The sequence below is a fragment of the Bartonella sp. HY761 genome, assembly GCF_026743145.1.
Lineage (GTDB): Bacteria > Pseudomonadota > Alphaproteobacteria > Rhizobiales > Rhizobiaceae > HY038.
In genome coordinates this window covers 80227-97610 of record NZ_CP104888.1, presented here as the reverse complement: position 1 = coordinate 97610, position 17384 = coordinate 80227, and the positions used below count along the sequence as shown (strand labels likewise).

Sequence of the window (17384 nt, the reverse complement as noted above, 5' to 3'; positions counted from 1 at the left end):
TTATGCAATTGAAAAACTTTACATTAAAAATTGTATCGATACACTTAATTATCATGCATTATGATCTGATGCTTTATTTCAATCTTTTATAAAGCCCAAAACTTTATAAAGCCTTAGAGTTTTATTAAACACAAGAGTTTTATTACAAAGCGATGTTCTAAATTCACAAATATGGATCGTTCGATGTCGAATTATTCGCAATAATTTAATGTTAAAATTAATCGGATGACCATGGCGAAATTTGCGTTGGTAAAAGAGGTATTTGTTTAAAGGTTACGCCACGGTCGTCGATAAATTCTACCTCGTAGGCTATGCACGGATTTGAAAATATTTCTATTATAGTTCCACGTTCGCCCTTTTGTAAATTTTCAGTTTCTAAATCTTCCGAAACTACGACAATATCAAATAATTTATATTTCATAAAATGTCTTTCTTATTCGACCAAAAGATGGGGTCAAGCAGCTATACTAGATCCTAATGTGTAAACTTGGCTAGTTTAAATGAACGCGTCGCGAGTTTGATATAGTATTAAGTCAAGTTTAAAGTTTTACTAAGGGTAAATTTATTGAATATGGTAGAGGCAGAGTAGAGAACTAATTTTTACAATGAGGGTTTATAAAATGATTGAGTATCAAGGCTGGATGACTGTAAGTGGACATTGGTTAGAAGAATGTGAAGAGGACTTTGATTATCAAGCCGCATTAAAATCGATTAAAGCTGAATTTAAAAATAAATTTGCACATGAAAATGTCTATCATGAAAATAATTGCTTTATAAAGTTAGATTACTTTAATGGCTTATTACGAATTACGGCTATAGGATGCAATAATAGAAAGACCAATATTTTTCAAAATCTATTTGATTTTTTTACTTTTACCCAATCGGTTGCAATCGGTTCATATGGAATCTTTAGTTTTTATGATGATGAACCAAGTGGTGAATATAAATATCATATTTATAAATTTATCAAAGGCGAATGCATTCATGATTTTGATCCGCTATTATCATCATTTTGTTCGATGGAGTAGCAATCACAATTGTTGGAAGTAAGTTATTTATGAATGGCTGTTTATTTCGCTGCATTGGTTGATAATCCATCTGCATTTGTTAGCCAAATTGCTTTAATGTTTGGAAGTCTATTAAATTATCAATCAAAAATTGATAAAATTTTTCGTCACTTTGCTTATGTTGTTCATAAAGCGTGTCAATGAGTGCAGTCCAATGTCTAGCCGACTGATATTGATATTTCATTTTTAAAAATTCGCTCAATTCATCATTGTAGTTTTTTCGGCTTTGCTCACTATCCGCCAAACACCTTGAATAGGCGTAAAGATAGCCATAGAAGAAATTGGTTATTTCGACTTGGCTATTTTCATCAATAAAAAACATGCCAATATGTTTTTTTATAAAGGCGAGGTTTTCTTTATCAATCATTATTTGCTAGCACCAAAATATTTTAAGGCAAGGCGCGCCAAACTATCAAGACTATAGCCAATGATACCAATCAGCAGAATAATTGCCATTAATTCAGGATAATCCAAGCGATCACGCGCATCAAGGATAAAATAGCCAAGCCCTGCATTAACGCCCAGCATTTCTGCCGGCACGATAACAATCCATGCAATACCAATAGCAAGGCGAAGGCCAACAAATATTTGTCCAACAATACCGGGAAGAATAACAAAAAATAAGGTTTCAGCCTTGGTTGCCGCAAGGCTTTTGGCAAGTTGCAACCAATGGCGGTCAAGCTGGTTTACCCCTGCTGCGGTGTTTAACAAGATTGGCCAAATGGCAGCAAAGGCAATTAAAAAATAAATCGGCTTATCACCAACGCCAAACACCATGACCGCTATCGGCATCCAAGAAAGGGGTGAAATCATGCGCAAGAATTGAAATGCCGGCGATGTTGTTTTAGCAGCTATTGTTGAACAGCCAACCATAAGCCCTAACGGGATACCAAGGATAAGTGCAAATAACAGCCCAAACAATATGCGCTTTAAACTTGCACCAACATGCAAGATAAGATCTGGGCTTTGTAACAAATGCCAAAAGGCAGGAAAGGCAAGGCTTGGCGAAAAACGCGCGGCAAAGCCATTGCCCTTTGCCCATACATCAATAGCAAACCACCATAGAAAAACAAGGATAGCCAGCCCTAAAATGCCAAGATAAAAGGCTTTCAATTTTGCTGTAGAGGCTTTCGACGGTAATTTTGTTTGGGTTAAATGTACGCTCATTTATGCTTCAATCACCTCAACGCGTTCAAAATTTTGCTCAAGCCCAAAGGCCGGTAAGCCGCCAAATTGGAGAAGTGCTGCTTTGATAAAGCGATCGTCGACAAGGTCTTTCGCGGCAAATTCTGGGTCTAAATTGGCAAGAAAAGCATTATCGCCGTGCATTAATGTGGTTTTTAAATGCTCGATCAATGATACCGTATAAGACGGGAAAGGGTAGGGCTGGAAACCGATGCGCTTTTCGCGCCATTCTGGGTGTTTAATCGCACCGCTTTTAAGATAGGCGCTATCATCACTGGCATTTTCCACCAGTACTTTTGTGAGTGCAGCAACCGAATGGGGAGTATAGCGATTGGTATTATCCTTAGATAAAAGTTCTGCAGTTTTTTGGCGGTTGGCAATTGTCCATAATTGCGCGTCAACAAGAGCATTAACCACATTTTGCGACCATTGCGGACGCTCCATCAAATCGCTTTCATTCATTAAAACTAGGCAGCAAGCATGGTCTTTCCAGACATCGCCAGTAAAGCGCAAAATTTTGCCAATGCCAGCAAGTTCACCAAGGGCGTTAAATGGCTCTGCAACAATGTAGCCAGCAATTTCGCCATTGGCAAGGGCCGGCACCATGTCAGATGGCGCAAGAATGACAAGATTAACCTCGCGCTCGCCAATGGTGCCGCTTTTCTTTGAAACAGGGGTAAGTCCGGCTTTTTTGAGCAAAATTTGTAAAACAACATTATGAATTGAGTACCAAAAGGGAATGGCAACGGTTTTGCCGGCAAGATCATCAATCGAATTGATATTTTCAGCAGCCGATAGTGCCGAGCCTGACATATGGTTCCAAGCGACGACTTTTACCGGTGCTTTGCTATTATAACGCGCCCAAACGGCAATTGGTGACAAAACATGCACCGCATTGACTTGTCCTGCAAAAAACGCTTCAACCAATTGTGCCCAAGAACGAAACATCACCGGCTTTTCTGCCTTAACCCCATGTTTTTCAAAAAAGCCTTGGCCATGGGCAACAAGCAAAGGGGTGGCATCAGTAATTGGCAAATAGCCGATTTTTAATGGTTCATCTTGTTTTGCGCGACTTTGGGCATTGGCAAAACGCGTGTTTAATATGGAAGCCGCCCCTCCTGCGGTTAAAAGCGCGGCAAGGCGCATAATATCGCGGCGTGAAAAAAACTCATCATTCATAATATGTCCTCGCGCTTTGGGTAAAAAATTAAATCAGCCATTCAATTTTAATGGGCTAGTTTTTGCATTATCTCGTTTTGGATGGCTAACGCCGCTAAACTATCATTACCGCTTTGGCGTAAGTGTGTGAGATCCCACTCGCCAAGCAATTGACCCGGAGTACCGCCAATCAGCAAGACCCTATCGCTCACTCTTAAAGCTTCATCAATATCATGAGTAATAAGCAAAGCGGCACTTTGATAATCGCTAATAATTTTGATTAAAAGCTGTTGCATTTGCCCTCGGGTAATTGCATCAAGCGCGCCAAACGGCTCATCGAGTAATAAAACATCTGGCTGGCGGGCAAGACAGCGAGCAAGGGCAACGCGGCTTGCCATGCCGCCAGACAATTGCGCCGGCATTAATGCGCCTGCATCTTCAAGATTAACTTCACGCAGGGCACGTTCTATACGCTGATGGCGCACTTGGTGCTTTAATGTGGGCTGATGTTTAAAGTTAAGGCCAAAGGCAACATTTTTATAGACATTAAGCCAAGGCAACAAGCAAGGGTTTTGAAAAGCCATGCTAAGGCGCGGATGTACTTTGGATATTTCCTCACCATGAATTTTGACCACACCATTTTGTGCGCGTTCAAGGCCACCCAAAATCCGCAATAGGCTGGATTTGCCAACGCCGCTTGGTCCTAAAATGGAAACAATCTCACCTTGTCGAAGCGTCAAGCTAAAATCAGTTAAAATGGTGGTTTTACCATCATGGCTGATTGAAATATTTTCCCCTGCAAGCACAATATCGCCTTGTTGAGGAGCTTCCCTTGCATCAAGGATATTATCCATAGGCATAGCTGCGAGAGGCACTTCATCTTGAAATGCGCATTGAGTAAAGGATCGACCGACCACATTATTTCCATTCATCTAATTTTGTTGTTTTATTGGTTTTGCGCTTGTAACACTGCCTTTAATTGTGTGATGCTTGGCGTGATAATAGGGATAAAAGCTGCTTCACGCAAGCGGCGTGCAAAATCGCTACCAGTTTTTTGCAAATAGGCTTTGCCCCCTAATGTTTGCAATTCAAGCCAAATGGCTTTAGTAACCAAATCAGCAAGGCGAATACGAATGCGAAATAAGGCTGCAATATCGCTAATGAATTGCTGTTCAATCAACCCTTGCTGTAGTTCATTGGTAAGGCTTGCAAGGTCACTTGTTAATGTGTCAATTTCTGCGTTCAAAATATTGCGGCCCGCACCCTGATTATGCTGTGCCGCATTTAAAATGCGCCGTGCAAGCCCCAAGGACATAGCGCATTGCATACCAATAAAGCCCGGCCGAACGGGTGCAATTGATGCGGCAAGATTATGGAAGATAATATGCTTTTGATCAATTTGCACATTTTTAAGCGATATGGATGCGGTATGACTGGCACGAAGAGCCGTTAAGTCCAAATCATTAGAGCGGGTAAGACCAAGATCATCAGCGGCAAAGCTTGCAACAAAGGCGGTTTTGTCAGCGCGCTCAATCGCGGCAGCGATAACAAAATTGCCAAGCCGCAAATTGGTAACCCAAGGCATGATACCATCAACAATAGTTTTACCATTTGTTTCAGCACTTACCTTAATTTGCAATGTTTCCAAACCGGCCATAAATTTCATAGCATTGGAAAGTGCAGATGCACCGGCTAAACTGCCATTGATAATTTGCGGCAATTGCTCTATTCGTAGCTGTTCATTGTCGCTTTCAATTAAAAAATGAGCATAAGTTTTTTGCCCCCAAAGCACAAAGGCAGCCGTTAAAGAATGGTAGGAAAGGGCAGCAATTGCCTCAACACTATCGCAAATTGTACCACCATCACCGCCAAAATCCTTAGCAACGCCAATGCCAATTGCGCCAGTTTTTAACAATTGCGGTAAAATTTCATCGGCTTTGTCGCTTTGCTCATCAAGACTATCGGCGTTTTGACTAAAATAATCAAGGCCAGTTAACCCATGGCGAATTTCATTAGATTGAAAAGACAAAGCCTTGCCCTCATTTTGCTGTTGTTGCATTTTTATCATTTGCAAATTTGCCTTTTCTTTTATTAATGCTTTATCGCTTTATTGATTTTTCATTCATAAGACAATAATTGCTCATTAATTGGCGGTTGGCCAAGATTATTGCTCTATTTCCAATTTTTTTTTACGTGTCATTTCGTCACCTTTTTAATAGTATCTGCTAAACTATTAGGTAATCATCCAAAAAATACCAGTATAATTTATCAAATATTACTAAAATTTTAGTTTTGTTTTCTGTAATGAACCTATATTCAATTGCATTTATGAGGTTTTACATAAGGGAAAATATTTCAATAATTGCTTTTTTACAAATTTTGGCTATTTTCCGTAAAGACGATGGTTAAACAACAGATTATTAAGAAGTGCGGGTGCAAAAATGCACACCGAAAAAGCATAAAGGCATATTGCATGGATAAAACGCAACAGGTTAATGCGCAATGCTATCAGTTAGAAAATATGCGCTATGCTGCGCAAGTGATTGCAATTTTTCTTGGTGTCACTTCGCTCTATTTAGCCTCCTATGTCCAAATACCCATTGGACCTGTACCAATCACCTTACAAACTTTTATTGTTACATTTATAGGAACATTTTTTGGACCGCGCCTTGGTTTCATCACCGTTATTTTATGGCTTTTTTGTGCGGCCATTGGTTTACCACTTCTTGCCGATGGAAAGTCTGGCCTTGCACCTTTTTATGGCGTAACTGCGGGCTATCTTTATGCCTTTCCTTTTTCTGCATTTTTAACGGGTCAGCTTGCCAAAAAGGGTTGGAATGGCAGTAATTTGAAATTATGCATTCTTAATATGTTACTTGGCAATTTGCTTTGCCTGTCGCTCGGCGCTTTATGGCTTGCGAGCCAAAAAGGCGGACAAATTGCTTTTTTTTATGGTTTTATGCCATTTTTACTTGGTGCGATTATCAAGTCTTGCGCCGCAGCCCTTTGCCTTAAAATCATTGACATATATCTTAGGGGTAAAACCTATGGGACTAATTAAAAGCTAAGAAATATTTAAAATAAGCAAATGTGAAAGATGCATATTATTAAGCTATAAAATCGCTCTTTGCATCACATGTTTTCAATAACTTGCAAAATTGAGCCAAAAGGTTTTATTTGCGAATAATGATTTGTATTATCACTGAATAGGTTATTTTGATTTATCTTCAATAATAAAATGTTAATGGCAAAGCAATTATTAGCCCAAATTACATTGCCCCGCTTTTGTCTTTCCAAACAATGACGGAGCAATAAAACTGATATGATCAATTAAATTTCACATTAGAGCGTTTTTTAGAAAAGTATGAAGCGGTTTTCGGGTAAAAAACGCGGTGTAAACAATGGATTAGAGCGCTGATCTGATCCAATCAGATCGAAATGCGCTCTAATTAGAATTTTGATCTAAAGCCTATAGTGGCGTTTAATGTATAACTATCGCCAAAATCGCTAAAGCTGGTGCGGCCATCAACTTCCCCATAAATGGAATAGCTATCATCTTTCCAATTATAGCTGAACCCTGTGCCCAAGCCACCCCAAAACCGGTCTGGGTTATTGCGGAAGTAAACCTTGGTCACACTAATTTCAGTGCCATTTAAAAATTCATAATAAAGATTGCCAATAGCATAGGTTTTAAAACGGCGAATGTCACCATTTGACGCTTTCCAAACCCGTGCATGATCAAAAGATATGCCAAGTCGCCCGGTTAGAGCATCACCATCGCGGCTTTGTATATAGCCTTGATACTTATCAGAAAAGCTATTGAAATCAACGCTATTATAGGATAGTTGGGCTTGCGGAGTTATTGTCCATTCATTGCTTAGAGCGATTTTCTTACCAGTTTCAATGCTTAAACTATAGCCATTGCCGTGGTTGCCATTTGCTAATTTTTGATTTTGTAACCATTTAGAGCGCAGATCGCTATCAAACCACATAAGTTGAGCAACACTGTCGATATAAACGTCATTATTGCCATACCATGTCAATGTGCCACCAAAACCATATGCGGTGGTTTTGATATCACCTGTGCCAAACCGCGAAGAAATATCGGCTTTTGCGTTGCCATATTGAATATAAACGCCGCCAATAAGTTGGCCGCTAGTAAAGCTTTGACTATAAAAATCTAAGCCAAACTGCATTTTTAGCAAGTCAATATCATAATTAGACGCTGTTTCGCTTACATGCGAATTGACATGGCCGGTTAATCCCTCGGCCCTCATCCAAAAGCCACGCTCTTCGGTTTTTGCCGCAAAGCTTTGATTGCCATCGGTCAAAGGCCATTTGCGATTGCCAACGCGTTGTTCAAGCGTACCTAAATTATTTAAACGCTGCAGAATTTGCGGATAAATTTCATATATTGGCACTGTTGGTGAATAAACAGGACTAGGTATAGGCCTTGGTTCGGGCACTGGTTTTGGCTCTGGTTGAGGCTCGGGTTTTGGTTCTGGCTCAGGTTTTGGCTCTGGCTTGGGTTCAGGCTTTGGTTCTGGCTCTGGCGTGGTATAAAGCGAGCGTAAATACCAATCACCAGTAAAATTACCTGCTACATTTCCTGCATAAAGTGAATAAGCATAAGCGCCTGCCGCAACAGCCACTCTTCCTTCAAAACTATAATCTCCAGCCAGTGTAAAGTTGCTTGTTTGGGATGTGCCGTCAACTTGGATAAGTTGAATACCGTTACCTGTGGTTAATGCGCCTAATCCATCACGATTAACAACATAAACATCTGTTGCACCACTTGCATTACCGGTAATATGCAAAAAGTCAGTGGCTGAATCATCATTGCCAAGAACCGTATCAAAAATTATTTTGCCGCTTGTGCTTGTATAATCGCCATTAATTGTCAGCAAGCCGATATTATTGTCGCCTGGCTTAATTGTGCCATTATTGACAGTGCTGCCAACAATGCCCAAACCTTCAAGCGTGCCGTCTGCAGTAATGTCAATTGTGCCACCTAATTGACCATTTACCACAAGCGATCCACCGGTGATATTTGTTTCACCAATAAAATTGCTACTATCTGCTGTAAGCTTAGTGCGACCAGAAAACTGATTTATTGTTCCCTTAGCAATGCTCGTTGCAGCTGAAGTTAATTGGCTATTAAAAATATAATCTGTAGCATTATGATTAAAATTAAGTGTTGCATTGCCAAGACTAATGTTTGGCGCGTCAACAATTCCAGGAGCAATTGCTGCATCACCGGCTTTTGCACCAATATTTAAACTTGCAGAAGACGCACCTTCTGCTGCCATATAAATAGTATCTTGTGCTTTTAGCGTTGCATTATCGTGAAGGGTTACGCTTGCCGTACCAGCTTTTGCGATATAAATATTGGTTGCAGAAGATACAACAGAACCATCGCCAGCAATATCGGCATCTGCAGAACTGCCATCATTTACCGCAAAGATTAAATCATGAGCGGTTGAAAAAACACTTGCATTATTAACAGTAAAAGTAGTCTGCCCAGCAATTGAAATAGCTGCCCCGCCAGTCGCATTAAACTGTGCGCCATTATCTAAATTGATTTGTGCATTGGCACCAACCTCTTGTGCGGTGTAGAAATTTTGCACAAAAACCGCACCATTATTATTGACATTGAATATACCAGTGCCACTTTGAGCAACCAAAATATTTGCATTATTAACGTTTAGTATAGATCCTTCGCCATCAATATTAACTGTACCGGTAATACCGGCTGAGCGACCAACAATAATATTTTGATCCGTATTGCTAAATTGCAGCTCGCCACCATTAAGAATATCAAGGCGGCCATTACCTTGGCTACCAATCCAAAAATCATTATTGCTACCGCTTATTTCAAGTTTTGATCCAGCGTCAGAAATTGTAAGATGTCCAGAAGAGCCAGTTAATACGCCAATTTGGCCATATTTTGCTTGTACATAACCACCATCTAAAATAGACATTGTGGTATTATTGCCAGCAGCTGCCCAACCTAAATAAAGAGCGTCGCTAATATTAATTTGCGAGCCTATACCCGTTACAGTGATAGAAGCGGGTGAATTAATCCCAGATATGAAAGTTGCATTGAGGTTAACAATACCAGTATCTATTGAGCTTGTTCCAACCTTCAACGTCCCATCTATATCTAAATTTTCATTAACCACCCAAGGTGTTGATGTATTTCCTGTAGGGGAAACTGTTATTGTATCAGTAGCACCAATATAAGCACCAAATGCAAAGCTCTTACTTAAAACAAGTAGGGATACCCCATAAAACAATTTAAGAAAATTTGTTTTAGCCTTTTGTTTAAAAGTATTTGCGATATTCATGCACTCATTCCTAATATTTATATAGTTTTACCTATTAATATAATAAAATGATAATGCAACAATTTAAAAATTAAAAATTTTTATTAGCAATTGCTAAAATTATATATCTTTCGAATAGGCCGACAATTAACGCGTTAATTTTATACCACGCTATTATGAGCGGTTTATTTTTCCACAGGGTAGTGTAGTTATTTAATAAAACGATTATCGCTTTTTTTAAAAGCCATTGGCTTAATATTTAGAGTGTTAATACATCAATTACATTTTCTTCACCAAACCATTCTTTTGCAGTCTTTAAAACTTGCTCTGAAGGATTATAATAAAAACAGGCAAGATTTTCTTTTGCTCTCGTACAGCAAACGTAAAAAATCCGCGCTGTTTTATTACTTACTCGGTGATAACGTTCTAACGCAATAATTGCTGTTTTAGTTTTTTTTGCAGATGCAAGGCCTTTTCCCTTTTCTTTATCAAAAAGAGTATTAAAATTATATTTCGGCCAATTGCCATTATCCAAAACTACTAAGACATTATTAAACTCGGAACCTTTTGTTTTATGTTGGGTGGAAAACGGTGTTTTACCGGTGATATAATTGTAAAGGTTTCTAAATTGATTATAAGGCACATCGCGAACAAGTCCGTAAATATAGGGATTTTTTTCAACAAAATTGTTAAAGCTATCACCTTTACGGCAGAGTAAATTTTTATCGGCTTCGTCTATTACTTCACCAATTGTTTGGGTGCCGCTTTCACTACTCAGGTTCGTTATGAATTTAGCTAAGTCTTTTTTATCTTTACGTTTTATAATTTCATAATCAGTTTTTAAAATAAATTGACTAAAGTTACTTGCATCATTAAGGGTGATGAGGTTTTGAATTTTAAATAATTGATTGATAAGTGGATCGCGTTGCGATTGGGCGTTATGAGTACCATCTTCATTATCACCTAGGTCGCTGATTAAGTTATCTTTGGATACATAAGTTTTAAAAAATGTTTTGATAGGTTGCTTTTTAGCAAATTCAAATATATATTGATGGTTTTCAATATATGTTTTTTCAACGCCTTGTTTGGGTTGCAAATTTGCATCCTCGGGATATGATTTTTCTAAATATTCAATTACCGCACCAAATGTATCGCCTAATTCATCCAAATTCAGCGCAGGATTATCTTTAATAAATTCTTTAATTCTATCTCTATAGTCTAATATTTTATTCTTATCATATATTTCCAATAAAAGCTCGAAACCCACCTGCGAAGCAATTAGCTTATGCGTAAGGTTAAGCTCTTTTGTATTTTTAGCATCGGTAAAATCCCACCCCAATTGACTTTTTACTTTTTGCAAAGCTTGGGTGGCTATGTTGGTGCTTTTGGGGTCTTCACGCGTTTCATCGTCTTTACATTCGGTTGAATTTTTAGGCTCTACGTAAAAATAAAAGCGTATCGTGCCTTTTTTTACTTTTTCATCAACCATATTTGGTGCATTTTTATCATTTGACTGGGTCTGCTTTAACCCGTCTAAACGCAATTTATTAGCAAGTTCGTAAATTAAACTGGGATTGCGTCGGTTTTGGACCTTATCAACTTTTTGTATTCTATTGTTATCAATGTAAGTTTTAATGCTATTATTATGGCTATCATCAAGAGTGCCAACACCGCCATCATAAATAGATTGCATCGCATCGCCAAAAAGCCCGATGATAGTATTTTTTTTGCTGTTGTCTTGTTGTAAAAAAGTTAGCAAAATTTCAACCACTAATGGGCTTGTATCCTGATATTCATCAAGGAAAATATATTGATATTTGTCTTTGACAATAAGACGTAATTTTTTATAATTCTCAAAGAGATAATTGGCAATGGCAAGCACTTCGTCATGAGAAATAATACCATCTTTTAGGCTTTTATATTCTTTATATTGAATGCTTTTTTCAATAAGTCCATGTGCATCAAAACCAGCAAATTGTTTTTTTTCTTTTCCCTCTTCAGCCGTCGCATTTGCGATTGCTTCTTTTTTAGCTAATGCAGCCAACGCCTCTTTAATCTGGATTTGATATGACTTAATATTATTCCATAAAAACTCATGTATAGTACTAATAAAAAGATTAGGGCTGTCAATACGGCTTTTAATTTCAGCTGTTGCTGCATTGGTGTAGGTAATGACGGCAATTCTTTCTTGCGGTTTATCAGTAATTATAGTTTTAATAATTTGCACGAGAGAGTAGGTTTTGCCACTTCCCGCGCCACCGCTTAATAAAAAATTTTTACCATCATTAATAATCGCTAAAATTTTATCTTCATCACTAATGATATTTAATCTATCTGTAGCCATTTTAACCCCTCTTCAATATAAGATGGTGTTTTCCAGTCACGATTATCGTCGCACTGCGAAGCGCTATGGAGTAAAATATCAATGGCGAATGTGCTTTTACTGACGATAGAAGCTGCAACATCGAAAGCATCAACCAAATTGCCGTTTTTGTCGGGCTTACCTTCAATAAAGTTGGTTAGCCTTCCTTTGCCTAGATTTTGCGTATATGGTTGTTTATTTATAAATCCTTTAAAAAACTCACGATTGATATGAATAAACCCATCTTCAAAACTGCGTGCTAAATATTCTTCTTGTTCAGTTTGATGAGCGCAACGCAATAAATTTGGTTTTTTACTTTGCCATAATTTTTCTGGCTCTGTTTCAGTTGGCACAATATCAGGATATTTAGTTTTTAGTTGCACGAGCCAGTCGTCGTCGCATAAGCTTAAAACCGTCTTATTTCCAATTACTGCATTAGAAGCAGATACCCGGCACGCCTTACCTTTGCTGCTATCACTAGTCTTTTCAACTGTATCAAGATCAGTGATAATTAAGGTCTTTATTCCGATAAAGCTGATGAAATGATCAAATAAATGAAAATGTCTACCACCAATATCTATTATCGAAATATTCTGCGATAAAAGAGATAATTTATCTTCAGTAGCCTTTGTTTCATCTGTATCTAGTTTTTTCATCATGGCAGGTAATAAAATGCGTTCTGTATCGCCTTCAATAAATATTGCTTTATCAGCAAAAAATAAATCTGCACGGTGTATGGTGAGATATTGCTTTAAAAAGCGATAGCTTTCTGCATCCTTTTTATAGTATTTTTGAAGATCTTTTAGATTTTTACATGTAATTGAATGCCTATCACGTTTTAAATATTTTATATCGTCAAACTGGCTTTCTGCCACAATATGTGGAGAATGGGTGGTTAAAATAGTTTGCAAATTATATTCGCCGTCAACTTCATCTTTTAAAAGCTTGCGGATATTTTTGATGAAAATAGCTTGCATTTGTGGGTGGGTATGGGCTTCCGGTTCTTCAATGAAAAAAAGATTTAAATCTGCCGGCTTGCTTTTATTGGCGGTTTTAAAGTCCTGTAAATTAAACGCTACCTCCAAAATCATACTAATGAGGTTCATATAACCTAAACCATTATAATGCTCGGGAAGTGAATAATTTTCGCCATCAACATCATAGGTAACAATAGTATTATTGCTTAAAAGGTCTCTATCATTAAGGGACGAGACAATTTTAATGATGCTATCACCTTTACGCGTGCCACCAAAATCCTTTATATTTCTAATGATTGTTTCAAAAACCGTGCCGTAAGTCTTATCTAGAATACCATCCGTTGCACTTAATTGCGATCGTAATTGTATAACCTGTTCATTGTGGTTATCTTGATTTGCTAAAGCATTATAAATATTGGAAGACAAAATTGATAAAGTGCGATCACTGTCTTTATTGTCAACATTTCTTTTGGCACTAATATATTTAAATGAAATGATATCCGACAGTTCAATTTTTTCTTTATTTAAATCAATAAAAACATCTTCGTAAACGAAACGTTGCTGAGTTTCATCATCATTACCATTTTCATCTTTGGGGAAGCCGTAATATAAGCTTTTTTTAGAAATAGTGAAATATGTATGTAAATAATCTTTCACAAATTTAAAAATTTGTTTATTTCTTTTTTCCTGTTCAGCTTTTTCCTGTTCAGCTTTTTCCTGTTCAGCTTTTTCTTGTTCAGTTTTTTCTTGTTCAGTTTTTTCTTGTTCAGCTTTATCTTTAACTGTTGGTTTGTTTTCGATAATAGCATCAAGTTTTTTGCAATATTCTTTTAAATCTGAAATGAGGTTAGCATATTTTTCGGCGCTTAAATAATATTCAAATGATAAAACTACTGTAGTATTTTTGTCATCAAGATCCATGATGAGTTTATTGCCAATGCGCGTTAAATCATCGTCATCGCCATATTCAATAAATAAACGTAACGATATTTTAGGTAAATTTTCATCTTCTACAATAGGGTTTGCTGTTGCATTTAAATCGTGTAAAATTTGTTGTTTAAAATTTTTGCCGCAGTCAATGCTAAAATCATCTAGGCTAAATGTACTCTTGGAAGACTTGTTTAAAAATCGGTCAAGGATGAGCAATAATGATGTTTTTCCGCAATTGTTTTTGCCAATGACTACAGATAAGTCATCTTCAAGATCAATATTAAAATCTTTAAGTAGACGAAAATTTTTAACCTCAATTTTTGTTATTTTCATATTAATCTCCGCCTATTCAATACATTAGTAAATCATAAAATATTGATGAATGTATTTACTATACATAGAAACTTAAAAAAGAAAACAAAAAACCGCTTGGCAAGTGCTGCCAAGCGGTTGATTTGTATTCAAACAATATTTGTAAAATTAGCCAAAAAGCTTGTTCATGGTTTTGCTATAAGTTTTAAATATTTCATCGCGGGCAATGTGTTTGCCATCGCGCACAACTTCAACGCCATTAACCCACGTGCTTTTAACGTCCACCGTTCGGGCAAAAATCCAATTGTCTAAAATAGCGTCTTCCTTAATCCAATCTTGACCTTTTAAATCAAGGGCAACAAAATCGGCGCTATTGCCGCATTTAATTGCGCTTTGGCTTTTTAGCGCTTGATCGCCGCCTTTTATTGCTTCATCAAATAAATGGCGGCCATTAGAGCCTAAAGGTTTGGCGATTGCATTACGCATATGGGTTTTTAAGCGCACGGAATATTCAAATTGGCTTAATTCATCAGCAACGCTAATATTAACATTGGAGTCGCTGCCAATGCCAAAACGGCCACCATGTTCCATAAAGGGCAGGGCGTTGAAAATTCCATCACCAAGATTGCCTTCGGTTAGCGGACAAAGCCCAGCAATTGCGCCAGATTTTGCTATATTGACGGTTTCATCTTCTGTTAAATGGGTGGCATGGATCAAGCACCAATTTTCATTAACCTTAAAGCGGTTTAACAGCCATTCAACTGGGCGCTCATCACTCCATGCAACGCAATCATCAACTTCTTTTAATTGCTCGGCAATATGGATATGGATTGGATTACCATCAGCAAGTGGCAAAATTTCCTTTAACTCATCTTCTGTGGCGGCGCGTAAGCTATGGGGCGCGATGCCAACAATACTTTTTTCAAGATTTTTTGCGTGGCTCCGGCATGATTGAACCAGTTTTGCAAAGCTCGCAGTGTCATTAATAAAACGCTTTTGCCCATCAACCGGTGTTTGGCCACCAAAACCCGCATGAGCATAAAAGACCGGCAATAGGGTTAGATGGATACCGCTTTTTTGCGCAGCATTGCAAATGCGGCCTGCCATTTCACCAATATCATTATAGGGCTTGCCATCAATATCATGATGCAAATAGTGAAATTCGCCAACACGGGTAAAACCAGCTTCCAACATTTCGATATAAAGCTGTGATGCAACGGCTTCCACCTCGTCAGGATTCATGGCAAGGGCAAGGCGGTACATTTCAACGCGCCAGCTCCAAAAACTGTCAGGCGTTGCGCCGCGCCGCTCGGTATAGCCTGCCATGGCACGTTGAAAAGCATGGGAATGCAAATTGGGCATGCCGCTTACCAGCACTTTATAATGGGCGCCTGTCTGCTGCGGATTACCATCATAGGCATTTTCATCTATCGCGGTAATTGAGCCATTTTCAAAGCTGATCGCGACATTTTTTTGCCAGCCCTTAGCGGTTAATGCGCTATCTGCGAATATTTTTTGCATCCTATCCTCCACTTGTTCACAATTTTGTATCATTCATATTTTTGTCAGCGTAGTCTTTTAACCTTTTGTATCAGCGTTATTTTTAACGCCAATAATGGCTAAAATATTCACTTTTTAAAACTTTGGCAGGGTTTTAAAATAAATTTGATTTGAATTTAAAAACTTTCTACTTGCCAGATTTTTAATATGTATATACATTATAACAAAAATAGGGAGGCTTCAATGGGAAAAATCATTCCATTTACCACTTCTGTGCCGCAACATCATGTATTTGCCGGCAATGATATTCTTTTCAAAAATGTATCATTAATGACAATGGTCGCCCCTTCATCTGGGGCATCTGCGCACCAAGATAACGCGCAAGATTCCCATTTAGGCATTATTAAAAATGGCGCAATCTTTGTAAAAGATGGTTTGATAGCCTTTGTTGGTTCTGAAAATGACTTGCCGGCAATAAAAAGCGATCATGATATTATTGATCTTGGTGGCCGTTGGATGAGTCCAGCATTGATTGATTGCCACACCCATATTATTTACGGCGGCAATCGCGCCAAAGAATTTGAAATGCGCCTCGCTGGTGCAAGCTATGAAGAAATTGCCCGCAGCGGTGGGGGCATCGTGTCGACCGTGGGGTCGACACGAGCGTTAACGGTCGATAAAATGGCAGCAACATCACTACCACGTCTTGACCAATTGATTAATGAAGGTATCACCACAATTGAAGTAAAGTCTGGCTATGGGCTTGATATTAAAAGCGAGCTTGATATGTTGCGCGCTGCCCGCAAGCTAGAAACTTTACGCCCGATAAAAGTGCGCACCACTTGTTTAACCGCCCATGCAACACCGGTTGAATATAAGGGGCGCAACGCTGCTTATATTGACGAGGTGGTGTTACCCGTACTTGAACAAGGCGCACGTGAAGGTTTGATTGATGCGGTTGATGCATTTTGTGAAAATATCGCCTTTTCACCACAAGAGTTAAAGCCAGTTTTTGACAAGGCAGTAGCCTTGGGCTTGCCCGTAAAGCTCCACGCTGAACAATTGAGCAATCTTGGCGGCGCAAAATTTGCCGCTTCCTATGGGGCGCTTTCGGTTGACCATATTGAGCATTTGGACGAAGAAGGTGTTGCGGCCATTGCAAAATCCGGCACGGTAGCGGTTATATTGCCGGGGGCTTATTACACCATTCATGAAACAAAAAAGCCACCTATTGCACTTTTGCGCCAATACAATGTGCCAATGGCGGTGGCAACTGATTGTAACCCCGGCACATCGCCCTTAACATCGCTATTGCTCACCATGAATATGGCGGCAACCTTGTTTGATATTCGTGTTGATGAATGTTTAGCAGGTGCCACCCGTGAAGCTGCCCGCGCCCTTGGATTATTGGAAAGCCGTGGCACTTTAGAAGTGGGCAAACGCGCCGATCTTGCCATTTGGAATATTGCTGAACCAGCCGAGCTTGTTTACCGCATTGGCGCAAATCCGCTTTATGCGCGTTATATTTCAGCACAATAAGCAAAGTTTTTTAGAAAACAAAATTTTT

13 protein-coding genes are annotated in these 17384 nt (G+C 38.6%); 3 read left to right on the top strand and 10 right to left on the bottom strand.

The annotated features are described in order from the left end of the window. Window positions 1-217: 217 nt before the first annotated feature. The gene (locus N6A79_RS14990; protein WP_263499940.1) at window positions 218-421 is read right to left on the bottom strand and encodes a DUF4926 domain-containing protein; all 204 of its coding nucleotides are present in this window, start codon (window positions 419-421) and stop codon (window positions 218-220) included. Between the two features lie 199 nt (window positions 422-620). Here N6A79_RS14990 and N6A79_RS14985 point away from each other — a divergent pair, with 199 nt between their 5' ends. Next, on the top strand, window positions 621-1028 hold the full coding sequence (locus N6A79_RS14985) for an Imm7 family immunity protein (RefSeq protein ID WP_268547683.1): 408 nt from the start codon (window positions 621-623) through the stop codon (window positions 1026-1028). Between the two features lie 79 nt (window positions 1029-1107). On the opposite strand, the gene N6A79_RS14980 is transcribed toward N6A79_RS14985, so the two are convergent. Genes N6A79_RS14980 through N6A79_RS14960 form a run of 5 tightly spaced genes read right to left on the bottom strand, consistent with a single transcriptional unit; the run spans window position 1108 to window position 5478 of the window. Then, complete coding sequence (locus tag N6A79_RS14980) at window positions 1108-1434, bottom strand: hypothetical protein (protein WP_263499938.1); 327 nt, start codon at window positions 1432-1434, stop codon at window positions 1108-1110. Continuing rightward, window positions 1434-2234 carry an ABC transporter permease gene (locus N6A79_RS14975; RefSeq protein WP_263499937.1) on the bottom strand — a complete coding sequence of 267 codons (801 nt, stop codon included), beginning with the start codon at window positions 2232-2234 and terminating at the stop codon, window positions 1434-1436. The genes N6A79_RS14980 and N6A79_RS14975 overlap by 1 nt, the downstream gene beginning before the upstream one ends. After that, a complete protein-coding gene (locus N6A79_RS14970) occupies window positions 2235-3431 on the bottom strand; it encodes an ABC transporter substrate-binding protein (RefSeq protein WP_263499936.1) in 1197 nt (398 codons plus the stop codon). 47 nt (window positions 3432-3478) lie between these two features. Beyond that, window positions 3479-4327 (bottom strand): ABC transporter ATP-binding protein, encoded by an 849-nt coding sequence (locus N6A79_RS14965; RefSeq protein WP_268547682.1) that lies wholly within the window; start codon window positions 4325-4327, stop codon window positions 3479-3481. Window positions 4328-4356: 29 nt separating this feature from the next. Beyond that, entirely contained in the window at window positions 4357-5478 is a 1122-nt protein-coding gene (locus tag N6A79_RS14960; protein ID WP_263499934.1) for an acyl-CoA dehydrogenase family protein, read from the bottom strand. Window positions 5479-5883: 405 nt separating this feature from the next. Here N6A79_RS14960 and N6A79_RS14955 point away from each other — a divergent pair, with 405 nt between their 5' ends. Continuing rightward, window positions 5884-6471: a biotin transporter BioY gene (locus N6A79_RS14955; RefSeq protein WP_263499933.1), complete on the top strand. Its 588-nt coding sequence runs from the start codon at window positions 5884-5886 to the stop codon at window positions 6469-6471. A 388-nt stretch (window positions 6472-6859) separates the two neighbouring features. Here N6A79_RS14955 and N6A79_RS14950 read toward each other — a convergent pair whose 3' ends face one another. The 4 genes from N6A79_RS14950 to N6A79_RS14935 form a co-directional block, all read right to left on the bottom strand. Beyond that, window positions 6860-9757, bottom strand: coding sequence for an autotransporter family protein (locus tag N6A79_RS14950; protein ID WP_263499932.1), 2898 nt, complete (start codon window positions 9755-9757; stop codon window positions 6860-6862). Window positions 9758-9995: 238 nt separating this feature from the next. Continuing rightward, on the bottom strand, window positions 9996-12080 hold the full coding sequence (locus N6A79_RS14945; RefSeq protein WP_263499931.1) for a UvrD-helicase domain-containing protein: 2085 nt from the start codon (window positions 12078-12080) through the stop codon (window positions 9996-9998). Continuing rightward, on the bottom strand, window positions 12062-14338 hold the full coding sequence (locus tag N6A79_RS14940; protein ID WP_263499930.1) for an ATP-dependent endonuclease: 2277 nt from the start codon (window positions 14336-14338) through the stop codon (window positions 12062-12064). Before N6A79_RS14940 ends, N6A79_RS14945 begins: the two co-directional genes overlap by 19 nt. Before the next feature lie 147 nt (window positions 14339-14485). Beyond that, window positions 14486-15838, bottom strand: coding sequence for a formimidoylglutamate deiminase (locus N6A79_RS14935; protein WP_268547679.1), 1353 nt, complete (start codon window positions 15836-15838; stop codon window positions 14486-14488). Between the two features lie 315 nt (window positions 15839-16153). Between N6A79_RS14935 and hutI the strand changes: the two genes are divergently transcribed. After that, window positions 16154-17356 (top strand): imidazolonepropionase, encoded by a 1203-nt coding sequence (gene hutI / locus N6A79_RS14930; RefSeq protein ID WP_263499946.1) that lies wholly within the window; start codon window positions 16154-16156, stop codon window positions 17354-17356. The last annotated feature ends 28 nt before the right edge of the window (window positions 17357-17384 follow it).